This is a genomic window from Saccharopolyspora sp. NPDC047091 (assembly GCF_040643635.1).
GTDB lineage: Bacteria > Actinomycetota > Actinomycetes > Mycobacteriales > Pseudonocardiaceae > Saccharopolyspora_C.
The window spans coordinates 60112-82503 of the sequence record NZ_JBEYUS010000002.1 but is presented as its reverse complement, the minus strand read 5'-3'; the positions used below and the strand labels follow the sequence as shown (position 1 = coordinate 82503).

Genomic DNA, 22392 nt, shown 5'->3' with positions numbered 1-22392 from the left:
TGCCCATCAAGGAATCCGCACCGCAGCTGAACGACCCCGCGGACACGACCACCGAGGACGCCGTGGACTCCGATCTTCCCGGTCAGGTGCAGCGCACCCTCGCCGAACACCTGGACTCCCGGCTCGCCGAGTGCGCCGAGCTGGACGCCGGGTTCGCCGCCGCGGCGCGCGAGGTGAGCCGGTTCGTGCTCGGCGGCGGCAAGCGCATCCGGCCGACGTTCGCGTGGTGGGGCTGGCGCGCCGCCGGAGGTGCCGCGTCGGGTCCGGCGGCGGAGGCGATGCTGCGGGCCGCGAGCGCGCTGGAGCTGATCCAGGCGTGCGCCCTGGTGCACGACGACCTGATCGACGAGTCCGACACCCGCCGCGGCCGCCCGACGGTGCACCGCGAGTTCGCGCACGCCCACCACCGGGAGCGCTGGGCCGGGGGTGCGGCCCAGTTCGGGATGAGCGCGGCGGTGCTGCTGGGCGATCTGGCGCTGGCCTGGGCCGATGACATGCTGCACTGCGCCGGGGTGGAGCCCGCGGCGCTGGCCCGCGGGCTGGGTCCGTGGCGGGCGATGCGCACCGAGATGCTCGCCGGCCAGTACTTGGACGTGTTCAGCCAGGTCCGCGGCGACGAGACGCCGGAGGCGGCGCTGCGGGTCGCGGAGCTGAAGTCCGCGTCGTACACGGTGGCGCGGCCGCTGCAGCTGGGCGCGGAGATCGCCGGGGCGGACGCGGGAGTGCTGGCGGCGTTGGAGGACTTCGGCCACGACATCGGGGTCGCGTTCCAGCTGCGGGACGACCTGCTCGGCGTGTTCGGCGACCCGGCGGTGACCGGCAAGCCCGCCGGGGACGATCTGCGGGAGGGCAAGCGCACACTGCTGATCGCGGAGGCCCTGCGGGTGGCCGGCGACCGGGGCGATGCGGCGGGTGCCGCCGAGCTGCGCTCGGTGCTGGGCGACCCGGACGTGTCGCCGGAGCGGATCGGCTCGGCCCGCGAGGTGCTGGTGCGGCTGGGCGCGCAGCAGGCCGTGGAGGACCGGATCGCGCAGCTCACCGCCACCGCGCACGCCACGTTGCGCGCAGCCGACTTGGCCGAACCGGCCGCGACGCGGCTCGGGGAGCTCGCGGAGGCCGTCACCGACCGGACGCACTGATGCGCCGCGTCCCGGGCCGCACCGAGCACGTCGTGGTGGTGGGCGCCGGGCTCGCGGGCCTGGCGTGCGCGCTGCACCTGGCCGGGGCGGGCCGTTCGGTCACGGTGGTGGAGCGGGAGTCGCTGCCGGGCGGGCGCGCGGGCCTGCTGGAGCTGGACGGCTACCGGGTGGACACCGGGCCGACCGTGCTGACGATGCCGGAGCTGGTGGACGAGGCGCTGGCCGCGGTGGGTTCGTCGCTGGCCGAGCGGCTGGAGCTGATCCCGCTGCACCCGGCGTACCGGGCGCGGTTCGCGGACGGTTCGGCGCTGGACGTGCACACCGACGGTGCGGCGATGGAGCAGGAGGTGCGCCGGTTCGCGGGACCGGCGGAGGCGGCCGGGTACCGGCGGCTGCGGGGCTGGCTCACCGAGGTGTACCGCGCCGAGATGGGCCGGTTCATCGACGCGAACTTCGATTCCCCGCTGGACCTGGTCGGCCCGGAGCTGGGCAGGCTGGCGGTGCTGGGCGGATTCGGGCGGCTGGGCCCGGCGATCGGGCGGTTCTTGCGCGATGAGCGGCTGCGGCGGGTGTTCTCGTTCCAGGCGTTGTACGCGGGGCTGGATCCGCGGCGGGCGCTGGCGCTGTACGCGGTGATCTCGTTCATGGACACGATCGGCGGGGTGTGGTTCCCGCGCGGCGGGATGCACGCGCTGCCCACCGCGCTGGCGGACGCGGCGGCCGCGGCCGGGGTCCGGTTCCGCTACGGCGCCGAGGTGCGGCGGCTGGAGCGGCGCGGCGACCGGGTGGTCGCGGTGCACGCCGGGGAGGAGCGGATTCCGGCGGACGCGGTGGTGCTCACCCCGGACCCGCCGGTGGTGCACGGGCTGCTCGGCGGGCGGCAGCGGCGGTTGCGCTGGTCGCCGTCGGCGGTGGTGGTGCACGCGGGCACCACCCGCTCGTGGCCGGGGACCGCGCACCACACGATCTCGTTCGGCGCGGCCTGGGAGCGCACGTTCACCGAGATCATCCGGGACGGCCGGTTGATGAGCGATCCGTCGCTGCTGGTGACGCGGCCGACGGCGAGCGATCCGGGGTTGGCCCCCGCGGGCCGGGAGCTGCACTACGTGCTGGCGCCGTGCCCGAACCTGCGCACCGCCGGGTTCGACTGGGAGCGGATCGGCCCGGCCTACCGGGACGAGCTGTTCGCGGCGTTGGAGGCGCGGGGTTTCGACGGGTTCGCGGACTCGGTGGAGGTGCAGCGCGTGGTCACGCCGGCCGGGTGGGCGGCGCAGGGGCACGCGGCTGGCACCCCGTTCTCGGCGGCGCACACCTTCGCCCAGACCGGGCCGTTCCGGCCGCGGAACCTCCTGCGCGATCCGGAGAACGTGGTGCTGGCCGGTTCGGGGACGACGCCCGGCGTGGGGGTCCCGCCGGTGCTGATCTCCGGGAAGCTGGCGGCGCGGCGGATCACCGGTTGATCTCGGCGCACCGCCCCGTCGAATCCCGCGAACCCGGATTCCGCAACACCGATTCCGGCACCTCGAATTCGGGGGATTTCCCGCGAATTCCGCGCCGCGCACTGCGCCGCGCGAATTCGCCGCTGCCTCACCGGGCGTACTGCGGGCGCAGCGCGTGCCGGGCGCGGGCGGGCCGGGCGGCGGTGAGCGTCTGCGGCAACCGGCCCCACCACGGCCGGGTGACCAACGCGCCGAGCAGCGCGCCGGAGGCGTTCAGCAGCACGTCGTCGGCCGACACGACCCGCCCGGTGAGCACGGTGTACTGCAGGAACTCGATGCCGCAGGTGACCGCGAGCGCGCCCGCGGCGATCCGGCTCCAGCCGCCGAACCAGGACACCCGCACCGGCACCAGCGCGCCGAACGGAGCCAGCAGCAGCAGGTTCCCGACCAGCTGCAACCACGGCAGCAGGTCACCCGGCGAGGCCTGCAGCGCGGCCCCCAGGTCGGTGCCGGGCACCAGCCGCACCGCGACCCCCGCCGGAGCGGGCTGCGGCGCGGCCACCAGGTAGCCGACGAGGCAGGCCGAGTGCAGCAGCACCGCGTCGACGCCGGACACCAGCAGCGCCGGGACGACGGTGAACCGCCTGCTGCGCACGAGCACCGCGAACGCGGCGGCGGCGATCGTGAGCAGCAGGTACGAGGACGCTGCCGGGATCACAGCGCTCCAGGCCGTCGTGAAGGGGCGCAACTGTCGACCTGACCTTCCTGGTCCGGCCGCGCCCGATCGCCGCTGCTGCGCGAAGCGCGGGCGCGGCGATGCGTTCCGAGTTCTCCCCCAGGAGAACATCCGAATGTGAAATCACGTTTCAATCACGGGGCCCATTCGGTGAACGAACTCCCCGGCGCGCCGGCGGACGGCACGGCGAGTGCGGCGCGCTGCCCGGCGAAAACGACGGTGCCGGGCCGCTCGCAGGAGCGACCCGGCACCGGAGTGGAACGGATGTCGGCTGTGGTTCATCTCTCCGGACCGCCGACGGTCCGGAAGCGCGCGGGGCCGGTGGCGCCCGCCGCGGTGGCCTAGAAGCCCATCGCCTGCGCCCTTCGCTTCACCTCGCGACCGCGGTCGCCGCGCAACGCCTCGATGGGCGTGCCGGGGAGCGAATCGTCCGGGGTGAACAGCCAGGTGAGGATCTCGTCCTCGTTGTAGCCGTTGTCGCGGAGCAGGGTGATCGTGCCACCCAGCCCCTTCACCACCGCGGTCTCGGTGAGGAACGCGGCGGGGACGACGAGGATGCCGTCGCGACGCATGGCGAGCAGGTGGCCGTCACGGATCAGCTGGTGCACCCGGGTCACCACCAGGCCCAGACGTTCTGCGACGTCGGGCAGCGGTGTCATCTCCACATCTGGAGCAAGCACATCCGGGGCAGCGGGGATAGCACTCACCTTGAACACGATGCCACAACGCCCCGCCGCGAGCGTGCCCCGGAAGGGTCATCATCGATCCGGTGCACGACGCCCACCGCGACCCACCGGGCGACGGCGCGGTGACGAGCCCTGGAACAATCGTCGCAGGCAAGCGGAATCCCGGCGGTTGGCGGACACACCATGACTCCTGAAACACGACCCGGCGGCGGCTCGGAGCTCGTCGGGACCATGCTGGAGCGCCGCTACCGCGTGGATTCGGTCATCGCGCGCGGCGGCATGTCCGTCGTCTACCGGGGGCTGGACACCCGGCTGGACCGGCCGGTCGCGCTCAAGGTGATGGATTCGCACTACTCGGCGAACCCGTCGTTCGTGGAGCGCTTCGAGCTGGAGGCGCGGTCCGCGGCCCGGCTGCACCACCCGTCCGTCGTCGCCGTCTACGACCAGGGCGTGGACCGGGAGGTCGACGGGGACCGGGTGTACCTGGTGATGCAGCTCGTGGAGGGCTGCACGCTGCGGGAGGTGCTGCTGGAGCAGGGCGCGCTGCCGCTGCCGATGGCGGTGAGCGTGCTGCGCCCGATGCTCTCGGCGCTGGCGGCCGCGCACCACGCGGGCATGGTGCACCGCGACATCAAACCGGAGAACGTGCTGGTCGGGCTGGACGGTTCGGTGCGGGTCGCCGACTTCGGCCTGGTGCGGGCGACCGCGTCGGCGGGCAGCACCACCGGCAACGTCATCCTCGGCACCGTCGCCTACCTGTCCCCGGAGCAGGTGACGACCGGGGACGCGGATGCGCGCACCGACGTGTACTCGGCCGGTGTGGTGCTGTACGAGCTGCTGACCGGGCGTCCGCCGTTCGCCGGGGACACCGCGCTGTCGGTGGCCTACCAGCACGTGAACGCCGACGTCCCGCCGCCGAGCGAGATCACCCCGGAACTGCCGCCCGCGATCGACGACCTGGTGCTGCGCGCCACCCGGCGGGACCCGGCGGGCCGACCGGACGACGCGGCGGCGTTCCTGCGCGAGCTGGAGCGGATCAGCGCCGAGCTGGGGCTGCGCCCGGTGCCGGTCCCGGTGCCGGTGTCCGAACAGCGCACCGAGATGGTCTCGGCCGATCCGGGCGGGCCGCCGACGGAGCGGATCGCGCCCATCACCGAGGCCTCGGTGCCCGACGCCTACGACCACTCCGGCGGACCCCGTGGGACCCGCGCGATGCCGCGCCCGCCCGCTCCCGAGGAGACCACGCACGAGATCGCGGCGGTGCGCCCGTCGCCCGCCGAGCGCCACGAGCAGGAGCGCAAGCGCGGCGGCCGCCGGTTCGCGCTGATCACGCTGGCGATCCTGGTGGTCGCGGGCCTGATCGGCGGCACCGCCTGGTGGATGGGCAGCGGCCGCTACATCCAGGTGCCGCGGGTGACCGGCGAGACCGAGCAGGTCGCCCAGCAGGTGCTGCGCGGCGCCGACCTCAGCGCCGAGATCAGCAGGCAGCTCGACGACGAGGTGCCCGCGGGCGTCGTCATCAGCTCCTCGCCGAAGCAGGGCGCGCGCATCCTCAGCGGCCAGTCGGTGGAGCTGGTGGTGTCGCTGGGCAAGCCGAAGGTGCCCGACATCGCCAAGGGCACCGACCTGGAGCAGGCGCAGCAGGCGCTGCGCGACGCATCGCTGCGCCCCGAGCGCGACGCTTCCGCCGACCAGTACGACACCGAGGTGCCGGAAGGCGCGGTGCTCGGCGTCGACCCGGGCCCGGGCACCGAACTGCCGATCAGCTCGACGGTGCGGATCGTGGTCAGCAAGGGCCCGCCGCCGGTGCCGGTGCCGGACGTGACCGGGGCGAGCAAGGACGAGGCGTTCGCCGCGCTCATCGCCGCCGGGTTCGAACCGTACGAGGCGGGCAGGCAGTTCGACTCCAACGTCGAGGGCGACCACGTGATCACCACCGATCCGGCGCCGGAGACGGTCGTGAAGCTGTCCGGCAAGCCCCGGGTGGGCGTGGTGCTGTCCAACGCGGTGACGGTGCCCGACCTCAACGGCAAGCGCACCCAGGACGCGCAGCAGGAGCTGGCGGCGCTCGGGCTGACGCTGGAGGTGCACTCGTTCTTCGAGCGCCCCGACAGCATGATCCTGGGCCAGCTGCCGCTCGCGGGCAGCAAGGTGGAGCCGGGTTCGACGGTCGGCGTCACGGCGCTGTGACCCGGGTTTGATCATGCGTTCACCCGGCCCCGGTTGATCACGAAGTGGTCAACCGGGGCCGGTCCCGCCCGGCGGCGGATCACCGTGTGGAAACATGGAGCGCACGATGCCCCCGAGCCCGCCCACCGAGCCGGGCGCCGCGACCGAGGCCCCCCTGGGCCGGAACGGCGCCGGAGCCCCCGTCCCGAGCACTGCTCGCCCCACCGGCGAGGCAGCGCGCGAGCTGAGCACCCGCAGCAGGCGATTACCGCTGCGGACCATCGCCCTCGGAGCGATCGGTTCGCTGCTGCTGCTGGCCGGTTCGTTCGGCGGTGCGGGCGTGCTCGTGCACGACCCGATCCTCGGTTCCGGCCCGCTGTCCGCGATGCGCTACGGCCACGGACGCGATCTCGCGCTGGCCGTGCTCTACACCGGTTTCGGCGTGCTGGTGTGGGCGTGGGTGCGGCTGGGCCGCGGGGTGCTGGCGGAGCTGGTGGACGCGCGGGGCGTGCTGGCGGCGACGGCCGCGTGGATCGCGCCGATGCTGATCACCCCGCCGCTGTTCACCAGGGACGTCTACAGCTACCTGGGCCAAGGCCTGCTCGCGCTGCACGGGATCGATCCCTACGCGGTCGGGCCGTCGACGCTGACCGGGCCGATCCCGGACAACGTGCACCCGACGTGGCAGACCACGCCGGCCCCGTACGGGCCGCTGTTCATGGGCATCGCCAAGGGCGTCATCCTGATCGCCGGCGACGGCATGATCTCGAGTGTCATCGTGATGCGCCTGGTGCTGCTCTGCGGCCTGGTCTTGTTGATCTTCGCATTGCCGGGTCTGGTCCGTGAACTCGGGGGCCGGTTGCCGGTGGCGCTGTGGCTCGTCGCGGCCAGTCCGATGACGGTGGTGCACCTCGTCGGCGGGCCGCACAACGACATGCTCATGATCGGCCTGCTGGCGATGGGCACGCTGCTGATGCTGCGCGGCAGGCACAAGAGCGGGATCGCGCTGGTCACGCTGGCGATGGCGATCAAGGCGACGGCCGGGGTGGCGCTGCCGTTCCTGGTGTGGATCTGGGCGGCGCGGCTGCCGGGCAACCGCTGGCAGCGGCTGCTGCGGGCGGGCACCGCCTCGGTGGCGATCTTCGTGCCGGTGTTCGCCGCGTGCATGGCGCTGGCGAAGGTCGGGTTCGGCTGGCTGCCCGCGCTCTCCGCGCCCGGCATGATCGTGAACTACCTGTCCGCGCCGACCGGCATCGGCCAGGCCGTGCACGGGCTGGTGTCGCTGTTCGTCGAGGTCGACCGCGGCCCGTTCGTCGAGGTCGGCCGCACCCTCGGCTCGCTGGCGCTGGCCGGGGTGCTGGTGTGGCAGTGGTGGCGCGCGCAGGACGGCGGCACCACCGCGGTGCGCCGGGCCGCGATCGCGCTGCTCGCCGCCGCGCTGCTCTCCCCGGTGGTGCTGCCCTGGTACCTGACCTGGAGCGTGGCGCTGGGCTGCGCGCTGCGGTGGACGCCGCGGGCGCTGTCCTACGTGGTGGGTGCCTCGGTGGTGCTGGTGCTGGCGTACTACCCGGACGGCGAGCAGGCGATGTACAACTGGCCGTTCGTCGCGGTCGGGGTCGCCGCCGCGGTGCTCGCCGCGCTGTCGCTGGTGCGGTTCGACCCGCTGGGGCTGAACCGCTTCCGGGGCGGCCCGGGTCCGGAGGAGCCACCGGAGCAGGGCGGCGCGGACCGGGAACCGGACGGCGGCCGGACGGCGCAGGTGCCCCAGGTGACCCAGGTGGACGTGATCGCGCCGCCCGAGCGGCGCTCCCCCGCACCGGACTCCGCGCCCTAGCCGCACCGAAAACGGGTTGCGGTCCCGCACCCGCCGTCGAGTAGCGTGCGCGGCATGTCGAGCCCCGAAGCGTCCGAGGTGGGGGTTGCCGGTACCGCCGTCAGCCCCCAGCACCCCTGACCGCCTGTTCTCGCCACTTCTGCCGCGTAGTGCTCGGGTGGCGGAACCTCAGCGGCGGTGCCGATGTCTTGGGTGGTCGCTGCTCAGCGCTTCGCCGCTGACAGGACACCGACACGACCCGCCGGGCAGGTTCAGAGACGGGCGGTGAGCACGCGCCCCTGAGCAACGCAGCGCCCCGAGGCATCCGGCGCCCGCCGAACGTCCGGCTCGCCCGAACGTCCGGCGGGCCCGAGCACTCGGCGCCGCTGCGCACCGGAGCGGCCCGCCGCACCCGCGGGCCGCCCGGTTCGCGCGTTCCGGCTGACGCGGTCACGAGACGTCCCGTCCTCGTCCGCTCGTTCCGGAGTCCTCGATGCCGCTCGTCCTGCCCCTGCTCGCCCTGGCCATGTTCGCCATGGGCACCTCGGAATTCATGCTCGCCGGCCTGGTGCCGGACATCGCCGCCGATCTCGGCGTCCCGATCGGGTCCGCGGGCCTGCTGACCTCGGCGTTCGCCGCCGGCATGGTGGTGGGCGCGCCCGCGATGGCGGTCCTCGCCCGCCGCCGGTCGGCCCGGTGGGCGCTGCTGGCCTGCCTGCTGGTCTTCGCGGGCTGCCACGTGGTCGGCGCGCTCACGGCCGCGTTCCCGGTGCTGTTCGGCACCCGGGTGGTGGCCGCGCTGGCGAACGCCGGTTTCCTGGCGGTCGCGCTGAGCACCGCGACCCGGTCGGTCCCCGCGGACCGGCAGGGCCGGGCGCTGGCGGTGCTGCTGTCCGGGACGACGGTCGCCACCGTGGTGGGCGTGCCGTCGGGTGCGCTGCTCGGCGCGGCGTTCGGCTGGCGGGCACCGTTCTGGGTCGTCGCGCTGCTGTGCGCGCCCGCGGCGCTGGGCGTCGCCCGCGGCGTGCCCGGCGGGGGCGCGGACGCGGCGGCGGTGCGGTTGCGGGCCGAGCTCGCGCAGCTCCGCGTGCCGCGGCTGACGCTGGCGATGGGGCTCGCCGCGCTGGTGAACGCGGGGACGTTCGCCGCGTTCACGTTCCTGGCACCGGTGGTCACCGGGGCGGCCGGACTGGTGGAGTGGTGGGTGTCGCCCGCGCTGGTGCTGTTCGGCGCCGGATCGTCCGCGGGGGTGGCGCTCGCCGGGCGGCTGTCGGATCGGCGGCCCGGGGTGGTGCTCGCCGTCGGAGGGCCGGTCCTGCTGCTGGGCTGGGTGCTGCTGGCGGTGCTCGCCGCGCATCCGGTGGTGCTGCTGGTGCTGCTGCTCGCGCAGGGCACCGCGGCGTTCGCCGTGGGCGGCACGCTGATCGCGCTGGTGCTGCGCTTCGCCGCGGGGGCACCGGTGCTGGGCGGCGCGTACGCGACGGCCGCGTTGAACGTCGGGGCCGTCGGCGGTCCCGCAGCCGGGGCCGCGGCGCTCACGACGAGCGCGGGCGAGCTCGGGCCGGTTCTGGTGGCGGCCGCGCTCACCGCGCTCGCACTGCTCGCGGCCCTCCCCCGGCTCCGCACCCTCACCTCCGGGTGAACGGCCCGATCGACCAGGCCGACGGGCCGTTCCCCCGGGTGAGTCCGCGGGTGCGGGCTCGGTGTCCGCCGCCGCCCGGCCGGACGGGGGTGGGCCGGGCGGTGGCGGAAGCCGTCACTTGGAGGGCAGGACCAGCGTCTTCAGGCCGGTGCCGGTGCGGAACTCCTCCAGCGCGGCGGCGTAGTCGTCCAGCCCCGCGGTGTTGGTGATCAGCGCGTCCGAGTCGATCGCGCCCGCGACCAGCAGGTCCCGCGCCCGGTCGAAGCTGTTGTGCACCGCCATCGAACCGACGATGGTGATCTCCTCGTTGTAGACCTTGAACGGGGAGAAGTTCGCGGTCTTCGCCGCGTCCGCGACGCCGAACTGCAGGAACGTGCCCGCCTTGCGGACCCGGCCCAGCCCGTCCTCGATGGCGGCGATGACGCCGGTGGCGTCCACCACCAGGTCCCAGCCCTCGGCCGCCTCGTCCAGCGCGGAGGCGTCGGTGGCGATCGCGCTCACGCCCATCGACTCGGCCACCGCGAGCCGGTCCTGCCTGCGGTCCACGACCGACAGGCTGCGCACCCCGGCCCGCTTGAGCAGCTGCGCCAGCAGCAGCCCCATCGTGCCCGCGCCGTAGATCAGCACGTCGTCGGTGAGGTCGTGCGGGGCCTTGTCCAGCCCGTGCACCGCGCAGGACAGCGGCTCGATCAGCGCCGCCGCGGTGGGCGAGATGCCCTCCGGCAGCGGGTAGCACTTTTTGGCCTGCACCTTGACGTACTCGGCGGCACCACCGGGCGAGCTGATGCCGATCGCCTGCCACGGCTCGCACAGGTTGCCCTTGCCCTTGCGGCAGTACCGGCACTCCCCGCAGGGCAGCGACGGATCCACCGCGACGGCGTCGCCCTCGGCGAGGCGGGTGACCTCGCTGCCCACCGCGACCACCCGGCCGGCCAGCTCGTGGCCCGGGGTGATCGGGTAGTTCACCACCGGGATCTCCCCGTCCACCAGGTGGAGGTCGGTGCCGCAGAGCCCGCAGGCGTCCACCGCCACCACGACATCGTTCGGGCCCGGGGTGGGATCGGGCACCGTGGTGACCGTGATCTGACCGGGTCCTTCGACGACGACCGCACGCATGCCGGCCATCCTTTCCTCTCGCCTCTCCCCGAACGGGCGGGCGCGCCCGTTCGCTCCTTGCACGAGGTACCCGCCTCGCCTCCCGACCGGACCGGGAGGCGGGACCGCACCTCCGCCGGATCGCGATCCGGCGGTCATGGCGGAGCGGGCCGGGGTGGCGCTGCCGCCACTCCGCCCCGCTCCCGCGACCCCGGCGGCACCTCGTCGGGTGCCGCCGCGGCCGCCGCCGGTTCACCCGAGGTGAACCGGTCCGATCACTTGAGGGCGCCCATGGACAGCCCGCGCACCAGCTGGCGCTGCGCGATCCAGCCGACGATGACCACCGGCAGCACCGCCAGCGTCGCCGCGGCCGACAGCCGCGCCCAGTACAGGCCTTCGCTGGTGATGAAGCCGACCAGGAACACCGGCACCGTGGGTGCGTTGATCGCGGTGAGGTTCACCGCGAAGAAGAACTCGTTCCAGGCGAAGATCGCGCAGATCAGCGCGGTCGCCGCGATGCCGGGGGCCACCATCGGCAGCAGCACCTTGGTGAGCTCGGTGCGCAACCCGGCACCGTCCACCTTCGCCGCCTCCAGCACCTCGGAGGGCACCTCCTGGAAGAACGAGCGCATCATCCACACCGCGATCGGCAGGTTCATGCCCGTGTAGAGCAGGACCAGCGACCAGATGTTGTCCAGCAGGTGCATGTTCTGCGCGGCCACGAAGATCGGCACGATCGCCGCGACCACCGGCAGCATCTTGGTGGAGATGAAGAAGAACAGCGCGTCCTTGGTGCCCTTCACCGGCCGGATGGACAGCGCGTAGGCCGCGGGCACGGCCAGCACCACCACCAGCAGGCACGAGATCACCGTGGCGATCAGCGAGTTCACCAGGTACGGCCCGAGGCCCCCGTCGAACACCAGCCGGTACTGGTCCAGCGTCGGGGTGAACAGGAACTTCGGGTCGTCGGTGTAGGCGTCGGCCTCCTGCTTGAACGACGTCAGCACCATCCAGAACACCGGGAACACGAACATGATCCCCAGCGCCCAGGCGATGATCGTCAGTGCGGTCCCTCCCGCCGTGCGGCGCTTCATTCCGAAACCTCCTTGCCGGAAATGGCGGTGAAGATCGCGCGCAACGCGAAGGTGGCCACGATGATGGTCAGGATCACGACCACGACGCCGAGCGCGGCCGCCTGGCCGACGTCGAAGCCCTGGAAGACCCGCTGGTAGAGGTAGTACGGCAGGTTGGTGGTGGCGATGCCGGGACCGCCCTGGGTCATCATGAAGATCTCGTCGAACGTGTTGACCACGTAGATCGAGCCCAGCAGCCCGGCGAGCTGGATGTAGCGGCGCAGGAACGGCAGCGTCATGAAGCGGAACGTCTGCCAGTGCGTGGCGCCGTCCATCTTGGCGGCCTCCAGCACGTCGCGCGGCTGGCTCTGCAGCCCGGCGAGCACGATCAGCATCATGAACGGCGTCCAGCGCCACACCAGCGCGGCCAGCACCGACACCATCGGGTGTTCCCCGACCCAGTCGATGCCGCCCAGCCCGATCGGGCTGAGCACCGCGTCCACCAGCCCGTAGGTGGGGTTGAGCATGCTCGTCTTCCACAGCAGCGCCGAGGCCACCGGCATGATCAGGAACGGGGTGATGAGCATGGTGCGCACCACGCCGCGCCCGAAGAACGGCCGGTCCAGCAGCAGCGCCAGCCCGACGCCCAGCGCCAGCGACACCAGCACGCAGCCGACGGTGATCACGACCGTGTTCAGCGCGGCGGTGTAGAACTCGCTGTCGGTGAAGACGTCCGCGTAGTTCGACAGGCCGATGAAGCCCCACGAACCGGGGTTGAGCAGGTTCCACGAGTGCAACGAGTAGAAGATCGTCGCGAGGAACGGGGCCTGCGTGATGATGATCGTGAAGATCAGCGCGGGCAGCAACGGTCCCCGGCGGGACCACTTCTCCTTGCGGCTGAGGGTCGCGCCCTTGGCCGCGGTCATCTCCGCAGTGCTCATGGCCGGTAGTTCTCCCCCACGGTGTCGGCGTAGCGCTGCGCCTGCTCCAGCGCTTCGTCAGCGGTCTTGCTCCCGGCGATGGCCGCGGACATCTGCTGGCTCACGCGGGTGCCGAGGTCGACGAACTCGGGGATGCGCACGAACTGCAGGCCCTGGTAGGGCGTGGGCTGGGAGCTCGGGGTGGTCTGGTCGACGCGGCTGATGCCGTGCAGCGTCTGCTGCCCGAACGCCGCGGCGGCCTTCTTGTACTCCGGCATCTCGTAGGTGGACTGGCGGCTGCCGGGGGGCAGGTTCTGCCAGCCGAGCCGCTCGCCGACGGTCCGCAGGTACTGCTTGGAGGTGGACCAGGCGATGAAGTCGAACGCCTCGTCGGGCATCTCGGTGGTCTTCGGCACGCCCAGCGCCCAGGTGTAGAGCCAGCTGGCGGGCTTGCCGCCGGGGCCGGTCGGCGCGTTCGCGTAGCCGATCTTGCCGGAGACGGTGCTCTCCTTCGGGTCCTCCAGCGTGCCCGCCGAGGACGTCGAGTCGAACATCATCGCCGCGTTGCCCTGGCCGAACTCGGTGAGGCATTCGGTGAAACCGCTGCTGGAAGCGCCGGGCTCGCCGTGGTCGCGCACCAGGTTCACGTAGAAGTTCACCGCCTCGCGCACCTCGGGCGAGGTGAGCTGCGCGTTCCAGTTCTCGTCGAACCAGCGCCCGCCGAACGAGTTGATCATGGTGTTGAGGGGCGCCATCACCTCGCCCCACCCGGGCAGGCCGCGCAGGCAGATCCCGGCGCGACCGCCGGGGCCGCCGTCGAGCTTCGCCGCCATGTCCGCGACCTGCTGCCAGGTCGGGTTCTCCGGCATCGTCAGCCCGGCCTCGGCGAACAGGTCCTTGCGGTAGTTCAGCAGCGCCGTCTCGCCGTAGAACGGGGCCGCGTACATGTGGCCCTGGTAGGACAGCGAGTCCTTGATGGACGGGATGAAGTCGTCCTTGTCGTACCCCGGAGTCGCGTCCATCCGCGGATCCAGGTCGTGCAGCCAGCCGTTCGCCGCCCAGATCGGCGTCTCGTAGTTGCTGACCATCACCACGTCGAACTGGCCGCTACCGGTGGCCACCGACTGGGTGATCTTGTCCCGCGCCTGGTTCTCCGGCAGCGAGATGAACCGCACCCGCACGTCGGGGTGCTGCGCCTCGAACTCCCCGACCAGGTCCTGCATGTCCTCCATCTGCGGGTTCGACACCACCGCCACCCGCAGCACCCGGCGCCCGTCGCCGGACCCGATCGCTCCCGCTCCCGCGCAACTCGCGGTGAGCAGCACCGCCGCCATCATGGCGACCAGCGACCACCATTTCCTGCCGAAATTCATCGGCATCCCTTTCTGCCGTTGCTCACGCTCGCACCACCCGCGGGCCGATCGCCTCGATGTCCTCGGCGATGCCCTGGTCCAGCCCGGTATCGGTGACCAGCACGTCGACCTCGGAGAGATCGCCGTACCGGTGCAGGGACACCGGGCCGATCTTGCTGTGGTCCGCGAGCAGGACCCGTCGTCGCGCCCCGCGCAACATCAGTGTTTTGATCTCAGCGGAATTCTGGTCCGGAGTGGTGAGTCCCCGATGCAGGGAAACCCCGTCGGTGCCCAGGAATGCAACGTCGGCGAACACTTCCCGCCACCGTTGCGCAGCCCAGGTCCCGACACCTCCGTTGGTGGTCACGCGCACCCTTCCGCCCGGCGTGAGCACCGACAGGTTGGGCCGCGCCGCCAAGGAGACGGCGATGCTCAAGCTGTCCGTGATCACGGTGAGCGGCCGGTCGGCCGGCAGCAGTTCAGCGAACCGGGCACACGTGGTGCCGGATTCGATGAGGATGGCGCCTTCAGCAGGCAGTTCGGCGAGAGCGGCCCGCGCGATGCGGGTCTTCTCGGCGACCATCACGTTCTCTCGGGCGGACAGCTGCGGGTCGAAACTCCACCGCTCCACCGGGATCGCACCCCCGTGCACGCGGTGCAGGAGTCCGTGCTCTTCCAGCACGGTCAGGTCGCGCCTGATCGTCTCCGGGGTCACTTGCAGCTCCCCCGCGAGTCCGGTCACGTCGACGCGGCCCTCCTGCCTCGCACGCTCGACGATGAGCTGCTGGCGTTCACGCGCGTACACCCTGGTCGGTCCTCCGGCCTCGACCCGACTCCGATGCCCGAATCGGTCCGCTTTCATCTGACCGAGTTTGTTTAGCCGGTGTTCACAGCCACCGTCAAGGGTGCACGACCAGCAATAGGACCAGCGCTCGCCCCGATCAGCGCAACGCGAACTCGGAGCGTGACCACAGGAATACGCGCAGAAACAAAAGGACTCGGAAGCAGACGGCGGCAGCGGCCATCCGGCCCAGGATGTGCGGCATCGGCACCACAGGGCCGTCCGGAACCGTGGTCTCGGAACCGATGAAGATCCCATTCGGGCAACGATCGACCGGAGATCGCCGGTCACGGGCCTGCCGGCGGCCGGAACGCGAACGGGCCGGGGTGGTCGCCCACCCCGGCCCGCCGGTCCTCGCGGCCCGCCGCGCGCGTCAGCTGCGCAGCATCTCCGCGACGAGGAACGCCAGTTCCAGCGACTGCTGGGTGTTCAGCCGCGGGTCGCAGGCCGTCTCGTACCGGCCCGCCAGGTCGGTGTCCGAGATGTCCTGGGCGCCGCCGAGGCACTCGGTGACGTCCTCGCCGGTCAGCTCGATGTGGATGCCGCCCGGGTGGGTGCCCATCCGGTGGTGCACCTCGAAGAAGCCCTGCACCTCGTCGACGACGCGGTCGAAGTGGCGGGTCTTGTAGCCGGTGCTCGACTCGTGGGTGTTGCCGTGCATCGGGTCGCACTGCCACACCACCTGGTGGCCGGTGGCGGTGACCTTCTCCACGATCGCGGGCAGCACGTCGCGCACCTTGCCGTTGCCCATCCGGCTGATCAGCGTCAGGCGGCCGGGCTCGTTGTTCGGGTCGAGCCGCTCCACGTACTCCACGGCCATCTCCGGCGTGGTGGACGGGCCGATCTTCAGGCCGATCGGGTTCGCGATCTGCTCGGCGAACGCGACGTGCGCGTGGTCGAGCTGGCGGGTGCGGTCCCCGATCCACAGGAAGTGCCCGGACAGGTCGTAGAGCCGCGGCGATTCCTGCGAGCCGTCCAGCCGCAGCATCGCCCGCTCGTAGTCCAGCACCAGCGCCTCGTGGCTCGCGTACAGGTCCACCGCGTGCAGGCTGGTGTCGTCCACCCCGCAGGCCGCCATGAAGCGCAGGCCGCGGTCGATCTCGGCGGCGACGGACTCGTAGCGCTCGCCCGCGGGCGAGTTGAGCACGAAGTCCTTGTTCCAGTCGTGCACCTTCGTCAGCGCGGCCATGCCGCCGCTGGTCAGCGCGCGGGACAGGTTCATCGCGGCGCTGGCGTTCGCGTAGGCGCGGATCAGCCGCGACGGGTCGTGCCTGCGGGCCTCCTCGGTGGCGACCAGCGAGTTGACCATGTCGCCGCGGTAGCTGGGCAGGCCGAGCGCGTCGGTGCCGCTGGAGCGCGGCTTGGCGTACTGCCCGGCGAGCCTGCCGAGCTTGACCACCGGCATGCTCGCGCCGTAGGTGAGCACGACCGCCATCTGCAGCAGGGTGCGGATGTTGCCGCGGATGTGCGGCTCGGTGTTGTCCGCGAAGGTCTCCGCGCAGTCCCCGCCTTGCAGCAGGAACGCCTCACCGCGGGCGACGGCGGCGAGTTGTCCGCGCAGCCGGTCCACCTCGGAGGGCACGGTCACCGGCGGCACGCTCTCCAGCACCTTGCGGACCTTCGCGACCTGTTCCTCGGGCCACTCGGGCTGCTGCGCGGCGGGCAGCTTCAGCGCCTCGTCCAGGCGGGCGCGCATCTCAGGGGGCAGCGGAGGAAGTTCCGGAAGTTCATCGACCGGAACATCGACGGTCCAATTCACATTTGCCAGGATAGGCCGTGCTGGCCAGTGCTTTTCACCTGGGAGAGACGGAGCGCACGCCGGGCGAATCGATTCACCCGCTCGGCCGCGCGCGGCGACCCGCCCAGGACGTGCGAACGCCGTCCCACCCGGCGGGCGGGACGGCGCCGGTGCGTCAGCCGAACAGCACCTCGGCCTCGGCGTAGCGGGACAGCGGGACGGTCTTCAGCTTCGCCGTCGCCTCCCCCAGCGGGACCCGCACGATGTCGGTGCCGCGCAGCGCCACCATCTTCCCGAAGGCGCCCTCGCTGACCGCGTCCACCGCGTGCAGCCCGAAGCGGGTGGCGAGCACCCGGTCGTAGGCGGTGGGCGTGCCGCCGCGCTGGGTGTGGCCGAGCACCACCGCGCGGGACTCCTTGCCGGTGCGGCGGGCCAGCTCGTCGGCCAGCCAGGTGCCGACGCCGCCGAGGCGCACGTGGCCGAACGCGTCGGTCTCGCCGGTCAGCAGCACTTCCTCGCCGTCCTGCGGGACCGCGCCCTCGGCGACCACGATGATCGGCGCGTACTGCCGTTCGAAGCGCTGCTGCACCCACTCGCAGACCTGGTCCACGCTGAACCGCTTCTCCGGCCCGAGGATCACGTTCGCGCCGCCCGCCAGCCCGGAGTGCAGCGCGATCCAGCCGGCGTGCCGCCCCATCACCTCCACCACCAGCGCGCGGTGGTGCGATTCGGCGGTGGTGCGCAGCCGGTCGATCGCCTCGGTCGCGATGTGCACGGCGGTGTCGAAGCCGAACGTGTAGTCGGTGGCGTCGAGGTCGTTGTCGATCGTCTTCGGCACGCCCACCACGGGCACGCCGTCCTGGTTGAGCCGTTCGGCGACGCCGAGGGTGTCCTCGCCGCCGATCGCGATCAGCGCGTCCACGCCGTGCTCGGCGAGGGTCCGCTTGATCCGCTCGACGCCGTCCTGCTCCTGGTACGGGTTGGTGCGCGAGGAACCGAGGATGGTGCCGCCGCGGGCGAGGACGTCCTCAACCTGCTCCAGGCCGAGCGGCATCGTGAGGCCGTCCATCGGCCCCCGCCAGCCGCTGCGGAACCCGACGATCTCGTGCCCGTGCACCGCGATCCCCTTGCGGGTGACCGCGCGCAGCACGGCGTTCAGCCCCGGGCAGTCGCCCCCGCCGGTCAACACTCCGATACGCGTTCCAGCCGGCATCGTCGCCGCCTCCCTTGATCCGCTCCACGGTGATCTGGATCTCGTCCGGGAGCCTGTCACGCCCTGTATCGGTGCAGCAAGTACTCCGACCGGGCGACGGATCGGGCGCGAACGGCGCGAAGATCGGCGAACTACCTGGTCAGCGCGGCCGGGCGCTCACAGCGGGAACCCGCGCTTGCGCTGCACCTCCTCGATCACCTTCCACCGGGTCAGGTTGTGCCGGGCGTCGGCGAGCGCGTCGTGCGCGTTCGACGGCGCGGAGGGCAGCCTCGGCTTGCCCACGTCCTCCCAGCGCTGCCGCAGATCGCGGGTGAACTTGGGGACCTTCGGCGGCAGCGCGGGCATCGCACCCCACAGCTGCGCCAGCGCCACGTGGTCGTAGGAGGCCAGCCAGGCCCACAGCTCGACGTCCTGATCGCGTGCGGTCAGGAACTCGTAGAGGTCGTCCCGGATCCTGCTCCGCGAGCGCCACGCCCTGTCCGCGGGCGGCGGCAGCTGCGGCAGCACGTTCCGGCGCACCCACTGCCCGGCCTTGGACTCGTCGAACTCGGTGGACACGGCGTAGAACTCGCGGCCGGTCTCGTCCACCACCCCGATCGAGACCAGGTCGATGGTCTGGCCGTCCTCGATGAACTCACAGTCGTAGAAGAACCGCACCGGCCCAGCGTAAAGACGCCGCCCACCGGCCAGGACCGGCCCCGGCCGCGGTCACCCGATGCGCGGTGTGCTGGGGGTTCAGCCGGCCTGCGAGCGCGGGAGCCGGTCGGCGCCGCCGGGACCACCCTGCTGCTGCACGTTCCAGCCCGCGACGTGCTTGCCCTGCGCGGCCAGGTCGTCCTTGGCCTTCGCGGCGTAGACGTCCACGTACTCCTGGCCGGAGAGCTCCATCAGCGCGTACATGATCTCGTCGGTGATCGAGCGCTCCACGAACCGGTCGCCGGCGAGGCCCTCGTAGCGGGAGAAGTCCAGCGGCTCGCCGATCTTCACCTTGACCTTGTGCGGGTACCACATCTTGGAGCCGATGGGGTTGACCTTGTCGGTGCCGAACATGGCGATCGGGATGACGGTCACGTCGGCTTCCAGCGCCATCCGCGCGACACCGGTCTTGCCCTTGTAGAGCCGGCCGTCCGGCGAGCGGGTGCCCTCGGGGTACACGCCGAGCAGCTTGCCCTCGCGCAGCAGCCGCACCCCGGTGTCCAGCGCGGCCTGCGCCGCGGCACCGCTGGAGCGGTCGATCGGGACCTGGCCGACGCCGGAGAAGAAGTACTTCTGCAGCTTGCCCTTGAGCCCGGTGCCGGTGAAGTACTCGCGCTTGGCCAGGAACGTCACCCGCCGCGGCATCATCAGCGGCATGAAGAACGAGTCGGCCACCGCCACGTGGTTGCTGACCAGGATGGCCGCCCCGGATTCCGGTACGTGCTCGATGCCCTCCACCCGTGGACGGCAGAACAGCTTCATGAGCGGACCGAGCACGATGTGCTTCATCACCCAGTACAGCACGCGCCGCTGCCTTTCTGAACACCCGGAATGCCTCGTTCAAGGTTACGGAGCCCGGTCAGCGCGCACAATGCGACCCCGCCCGAGACGGATCACGCGGCTGGAGATCGCCCCGTGGAGGCCTCTCGCGTGCGACGATGTCCGGACAGCGGCGGATCGATGGCGGTAGGAGGCTGCGGTGCCCGTTCTTCCCGGCGCCGAACCGTTCGTGCACGACGGGTCCGACGAGATCGGGGTCCTGCTGTGCCACGGGTTCACCGGAACCCCGCAGGGCATGCGGGACTGGGGTGAGCACCTGGCCGCCGAGGGGTTCACGGTGCGCTGCCCACGGCTCCCGGGGCACGGCACGCACTGGCGGGACCTCAACCGCACCGGCTGGACCGACTGGTACGCGGCCGTGGAGCGGGACCTCGCCGAGCTGACCGGGCGCTGCCGGTCGGTGTTCGTCTTCGGGCTGTCGATGGGCGGCACGCTCACGTTGCGGCTGGCGCAGAACCACCCGGAGCTGTCCGGCATCGTGCTGGTGAACCCGTCGGTGACGACGCTGCGCAAGGACGCGGTCCTGCTTCCCCTGCTGTCCCGGGTGCTGCCGTCGATCCCGGGCGTGGCCGGGGACATCGCCAAGCCGGGCGCCGTGGAGCTCGGCTACGACCGGACGCCGCTGCGCGCGGCCGCGAGCCTGCAGCGGTTGTGGCGGCTGGTGCGCCGCGATCTCGGGAAGGTGCGGCAGCCGGTGCTGCTGGCCCACTCCGCCACCGACCACGTCGTGGAGCCGGTGAACTCGACGATCGTGCTGGAAGGCATCCGAAGCGGCGACGTCACCGAAGTCGTGCTGCGGGACAGCTACCACGTGGCGACCCTCGACCACGACGCCGCGTCGGTGTTCACCGGTAGCGTCGAATTCGTCCGCAGGATCCACCGCGAGCGTGTCGAGGAACCCGCATGAGCACGCGTCATGAGAACGCCGACGGCCCGGAGGACATCGACGCCGCCTTCGCCGAGATCGTCGCAGGTCTCGAGCAGGACGAGCCGATGGCGCGGTGGCCCGAGGAGGACCGCGGCACCGGCGACGAGGCGCCGAAGCCCCCGGCCGCCGCACCGGAACCCGCGGCCGCGCCGCGCGACTGGACCCCGCCCGCGGACGCGCCCGACGAGGGGCACTACGAGCCGCCGGAACCGCCGCCGATGCCGCGTCCCGGGGTCGGCACGGTCGGCGGCGTGCTGCTGGTCGCGCTCGGCATGACGCTGCTGCTGGTGCCGGGGCTCCTCGGCCTGGGCACCACGCCCGCGCTCTCGATCGGGCTGGTCGCGGTGAGCGCCGGCATCGGCTGGCTGCTGTTCCGGATACGCCGGACACCGCCGGAGGACCCCACCGACGACGGCGCCCAGCTCTGATCCCAGGGGCGACCGGCCCGCCCGCCCCAGCGGAGATCGGGCCGGTCGGTCCTTCGCCGTTCGTGCTCAGCTGAGGTGGGTGGCGGTGGCGGCCACGTGCTCCCTGGCCAGGGTGGCGGCGCCGACGATGCCCGCTTCGTCACCGCGCTTGGCGACCCGCACCTGGGCCAGCGGGCGGTGGCCCGCGCCGGTGAGCGCCGCCGCGTAGTGCCGCCGGGCGGCGGGCAGGAACAGGTGCGCCGAGCCGGACACGCCGCCCGCGAGCACCACGACCTCCGGGTCGTAGACGTCGGCGACCAGCGCGAGTCCTTCGCCCAACCAGCGCGCGAGCTCGTCCACCGCGCGCGCCGCCACCGGATCGCCCTGCTCAGCGGCCTGCGCGACCCGCTCCCCGGTGATCTCACCCGGGTCCTTGGCGGCCTCGGCGGCCAGCGGGGAGGACGGGTCCTCGGCCAGCAGTTCCAGCGCCGTCGCGGCCAGCGCGGTGCCGCTGCAGTACCGCTCCCAGCAGCCCCGCTTCCCGCAGGGACATGCGCGCCCGCCCGGCACCAGCCGCAGGTGCCCGAGTTCGGGGGCGACGCCGTGCGCACCGCGGAACACGTCGCCGTCCAGCACCAGCGCGCCGCCGATGCCGGTGCCGAGCGCGACGAGCGCGGCGACCTTCGCGCCCGCCGCCGCGCCGAAGCGCTGCTCGGCGATCGCGGCCGCGTTCGCGTCGTGCTCCAGCACCACCGGCAGCCGCACCCGGTCGGCGATGTTGTCGGCGACCGCGACGTGCCGCCACGGCAGGTGCGGGGCGAACCGCACGACCCGCCGGTCCTCGCTGACGAAGCCCGCCACGGCGAGGCCCACCCCGGCCACCGGGTACTGGTCGGCGAGGCACAGCACGGTGTCGGCGATCGCCGAGTCCAGTTCCGGGCCGGTGCCCGCGGACGGCACCCGCAGCGTGTCGAGCACGGTGCCCTGCGGGTCGACGACGCTGGCGCGCAGGCTGGTGCCGCCGACGTCCACTCCGACGGTCAGCACTCGGCACCTCCGCCCGCGGCCTGCGCGGCGGTCCGGCCGCGGACCCGTCGCACGTCGATGCGCTGCACCTTCGACGGTTCCGGTGCGGCCGGTTCGGGCGGCGGGTTCGCGGTGCCCGCCGGGTGGTGCTCGGCGGCGGATTCGCGCAGCAGGTCCAGCAGTCCGGCCAGCTGGTCGGCCAGCCGGGAGGTCAGTTCGGGGCGCTCGCCGCGCAGCAGGCTCGCGATCGCGCAGATCGGGCACCAACCGCAGGTGGGACCGCCGCGGTCCGCGCCGGTGGTGGCGCGGTCGCCGGTACCCGGCTCGGTGCGGCCCGCGCCGGTTCGCCGGTCTCCGATTCCCGCATCGCCGGTCCCGGCGCCGCCGGTCCGCGGGTCGCCGGTTCGCGGGTCACCGGTCCGCGGGTCACCGGTGCTCGCGTGCGCGGCGTGCTCCGCGCCGCCGAGTCCGCGCAGGTACTCCTCCGCGCGCCCGGCCGCCGCGTCGAGCAGCAGCCGGAACTCCTCGGCCATCCGGTCGCGACCGGCCCCGGTCGTCCGGGACTCGTCCGCGGAGCCCGTTCCCGCGGGATCGGCATGCTCACCGCGCATCTGGTCCACCACCTCCACTGATCGGGGC

20 protein-coding genes are annotated in these 22392 nt (G+C 72.6%); 7 read left to right on the top strand and 13 right to left on the bottom strand.

Features of this window, described 5'->3' with window-relative positions:
- Positions 1 to 5: 5 nt before the first annotated feature.
- Both ABZ805_RS01780 and crtI read left to right on the top strand, forming a co-directional pair.
- Positions 6 to 1139 (top strand): polyprenyl synthetase family protein, encoded by a 1134-nt coding sequence (locus ABZ805_RS01780; RefSeq protein WP_358433064.1) that lies wholly within the window; start codon positions 6 to 8, stop codon positions 1137 to 1139.
- On the top strand, positions 1139 to 2599 hold the full coding sequence (crtI, locus tag ABZ805_RS01775; protein ID WP_358432866.1) for a phytoene desaturase family protein: 1461 nt from the start codon (positions 1139 to 1141) through the stop codon (positions 2597 to 2599). Before ABZ805_RS01780 ends, crtI begins: the two co-directional genes overlap by 1 nt.
- A 127-nt stretch (positions 2600 to 2726) precedes the next feature.
- Here crtI and ABZ805_RS01770 read toward each other — a convergent pair whose 3' ends face one another.
- Positions 2727 to 3296, bottom strand: a complete 570-nt coding sequence (locus tag ABZ805_RS01770; RefSeq protein ID WP_358432864.1) for a VanZ family protein — start codon at positions 3294 to 3296, stop codon at positions 2727 to 2729.
- 359 nt (positions 3297 to 3655) lie between these two features.
- Positions 3656 to 4021, bottom strand: coding sequence for an Rv2175c family DNA-binding protein (locus ABZ805_RS01765; protein WP_224955337.1), 366 nt, complete (start codon positions 4019 to 4021; stop codon positions 3656 to 3658).
- Between the two features lie 162 nt (positions 4022 to 4183).
- Here ABZ805_RS01765 and pknB point away from each other — a divergent pair, with 162 nt between their 5' ends.
- From pknB to ABZ805_RS01750, 3 genes are all read left to right on the top strand, one after another.
- Positions 4184 to 6190 (top strand): Stk1 family PASTA domain-containing Ser/Thr kinase, encoded by a 2007-nt coding sequence (gene pknB / locus ABZ805_RS01760; RefSeq protein WP_358432862.1) that lies wholly within the window; start codon positions 4184 to 4186, stop codon positions 6188 to 6190.
- 106 nt (positions 6191 to 6296) lie between these two features.
- Positions 6297 to 8003 carry a polyprenol phosphomannose-dependent alpha 1,6 mannosyltransferase MptB gene (mptB, locus tag ABZ805_RS01755; protein WP_358432860.1) on the top strand — a complete coding sequence of 569 codons (1707 nt, stop codon included), beginning with the start codon at positions 6297 to 6299 and terminating at the stop codon, positions 8001 to 8003.
- Positions 8004 to 8475: 472 nt separating this feature from the next.
- The gene (locus ABZ805_RS01750) at positions 8476 to 9624 is read left to right on the top strand and encodes a Cmx/CmrA family chloramphenicol efflux MFS transporter (protein ID WP_358432858.1); all 1149 of its coding nucleotides are present in this window, start codon (positions 8476 to 8478) and stop codon (positions 9622 to 9624) included.
- A gap of 114 nt (positions 9625 to 9738) precedes the next feature.
- On the opposite strand, the gene ABZ805_RS01745 is transcribed toward ABZ805_RS01750, so the two are convergent.
- The 9 genes from ABZ805_RS01745 to ABZ805_RS01705 form a co-directional block, all read right to left on the bottom strand.
- Positions 9739 to 10740, bottom strand: coding sequence for a zinc-dependent alcohol dehydrogenase family protein (locus ABZ805_RS01745; protein WP_358432856.1), 1002 nt, complete (start codon positions 10738 to 10740; stop codon positions 9739 to 9741).
- A gap of 254 nt (positions 10741 to 10994) precedes the next feature.
- Entirely contained in the window at positions 10995 to 11813 is an 819-nt protein-coding gene (locus ABZ805_RS01740; RefSeq protein WP_358432854.1) for a carbohydrate ABC transporter permease, read from the bottom strand.
- The gene (locus ABZ805_RS01735; RefSeq protein ID WP_358433062.1) at positions 11810 to 12718 is read right to left on the bottom strand and encodes a sugar ABC transporter permease; all 909 of its coding nucleotides are present in this window, start codon (positions 12716 to 12718) and stop codon (positions 11810 to 11812) included. Before ABZ805_RS01735 ends, ABZ805_RS01740 begins: the two co-directional genes overlap by 4 nt.
- A gap of 11 nt (positions 12719 to 12729) precedes the next feature.
- Positions 12730 to 14085, bottom strand: a complete 1356-nt coding sequence (locus tag ABZ805_RS01730) for a sugar ABC transporter substrate-binding protein (protein ID WP_358432852.1) — start codon at positions 14083 to 14085, stop codon at positions 12730 to 12732.
- A gap of 22 nt (positions 14086 to 14107) precedes the next feature.
- The gene (locus tag ABZ805_RS01725) at positions 14108 to 14869 is read right to left on the bottom strand and encodes a DeoR/GlpR family DNA-binding transcription regulator (RefSeq protein WP_358432850.1); all 762 of its coding nucleotides are present in this window, start codon (positions 14867 to 14869) and stop codon (positions 14108 to 14110) included.
- Positions 14870 to 15278: 409 nt separating this feature from the next.
- Positions 15279 to 16664: a class II 3-deoxy-7-phosphoheptulonate synthase gene (locus tag ABZ805_RS01720; protein WP_358432848.1), complete on the bottom strand. Its 1386-nt coding sequence runs from the start codon at positions 16662 to 16664 to the stop codon at positions 15279 to 15281.
- Between the two features lie 154 nt (positions 16665 to 16818).
- On the bottom strand, positions 16819 to 17856 hold the full coding sequence (locus tag ABZ805_RS01715) for a 6-phosphofructokinase (protein ID WP_358432846.1): 1038 nt from the start codon (positions 17854 to 17856) through the stop codon (positions 16819 to 16821).
- A gap of 156 nt (positions 17857 to 18012) precedes the next feature.
- Positions 18013 to 18513: a polyadenylate-specific 3'-exoribonuclease AS gene (locus tag ABZ805_RS01710; RefSeq protein WP_358432844.1), complete on the bottom strand. Its 501-nt coding sequence runs from the start codon at positions 18511 to 18513 to the stop codon at positions 18013 to 18015.
- A 78-nt stretch (positions 18514 to 18591) separates the two neighbouring features.
- Positions 18592 to 19356 (bottom strand): lysophospholipid acyltransferase family protein, encoded by a 765-nt coding sequence (locus ABZ805_RS01705; RefSeq protein ID WP_358432842.1) that lies wholly within the window; start codon positions 19354 to 19356, stop codon positions 18592 to 18594.
- A gap of 175 nt (positions 19357 to 19531) precedes the next feature.
- On the opposite strand from ABZ805_RS01705, the gene ABZ805_RS01700 reads away from it, so the two are divergent.
- The gene (locus ABZ805_RS01700) at positions 19532 to 20299 is read left to right on the top strand and encodes an alpha/beta fold hydrolase (protein ID WP_358432840.1); all 768 of its coding nucleotides are present in this window, start codon (positions 19532 to 19534) and stop codon (positions 20297 to 20299) included.
- Positions 20296 to 20748, top strand: coding sequence for a DUF308 domain-containing protein (locus ABZ805_RS01695; protein WP_358432838.1), 453 nt, complete (start codon positions 20296 to 20298; stop codon positions 20746 to 20748). Before ABZ805_RS01700 ends, ABZ805_RS01695 begins: the two co-directional genes overlap by 4 nt.
- 66 nt (positions 20749 to 20814) lie before the next feature.
- Here the strand turns inward: ABZ805_RS01695 and ABZ805_RS01690 are convergent, their stop codons facing one another.
- A complete protein-coding gene (locus tag ABZ805_RS01690) occupies positions 20815 to 21774 on the bottom strand; it encodes an ROK family protein (RefSeq protein WP_358432836.1) in 960 nt (319 codons plus the stop codon).
- Positions 21768 to 22364: a hypothetical protein gene (locus ABZ805_RS01685; RefSeq protein ID WP_358432834.1), complete on the bottom strand. Its 597-nt coding sequence runs from the start codon at positions 22362 to 22364 to the stop codon at positions 21768 to 21770. The genes ABZ805_RS01690 and ABZ805_RS01685 overlap by 7 nt, the downstream gene beginning before the upstream one ends.
- Positions 22365 to 22392 lie beyond the last annotated feature (28 nt).

Excerpts from the sequence above, each read along its gene's own strand:
- crtI (WP_358432866.1), top strand. The coding sequence starts at position 1,139 with ATGCGCCGCGTCCCGGGCCGCACCGAGCACGTCGTGGTGGTGGGCGCC.
- pknB (WP_358432862.1), top strand. The coding sequence starts at position 4,184 with ATGACTCCTGAAACACGACCCGGCGGCGGCTCGGAGCTCGTCGGGACC.
- mptB (WP_358432860.1), top strand. The coding sequence starts at position 6,297 with ATGCCCCCGAGCCCGCCCACCGAGCCGGGCGCCGCGACCGAGGCCCCC.
- ABZ805_RS01750 (WP_358432858.1), top strand. The coding sequence starts at position 8,476 with ATGCCGCTCGTCCTGCCCCTGCTCGCCCTGGCCATGTTCGCCATGGGC.
- ABZ805_RS01745 (WP_358432856.1), bottom strand. The coding sequence starts at position 10,740 with ATGCGTGCGGTCGTCGTCGAAGGACCCGGTCAGATCACGGTCACCACG.
- ABZ805_RS01740 (WP_358432854.1), bottom strand. The coding sequence starts at position 11,813 with ATGAAGCGCCGCACGGCGGGAGGGACCGCACTGACGATCATCGCCTGG.
- ABZ805_RS01735 (WP_358433062.1), bottom strand. The coding sequence starts at position 12,718 with ATGACCGCGGCCAAGGGCGCGACCCTCAGCCGCAAGGAGAAGTGGTCC.
- ABZ805_RS01730 (WP_358432852.1), bottom strand. The coding sequence starts at position 14,085 with ATGAATTTCGGCAGGAAATGGTGGTCGCTGGTCGCCATGATGGCGGCG.
- ABZ805_RS01715 (WP_358432846.1), bottom strand. The coding sequence starts at position 17,856 with ATGCCGGCTGGAACGCGTATCGGAGTGTTGACCGGCGGGGGCGACTGC.
- ABZ805_RS01695 (WP_358432838.1), top strand. The coding sequence starts at position 20,296 with ATGAGCACGCGTCATGAGAACGCCGACGGCCCGGAGGACATCGACGCC.
- ABZ805_RS01685 (WP_358432834.1), bottom strand. The coding sequence starts at position 22,364 with ATGCGCGGTGAGCATGCCGATCCCGCGGGAACGGGCTCCGCGGACGAG.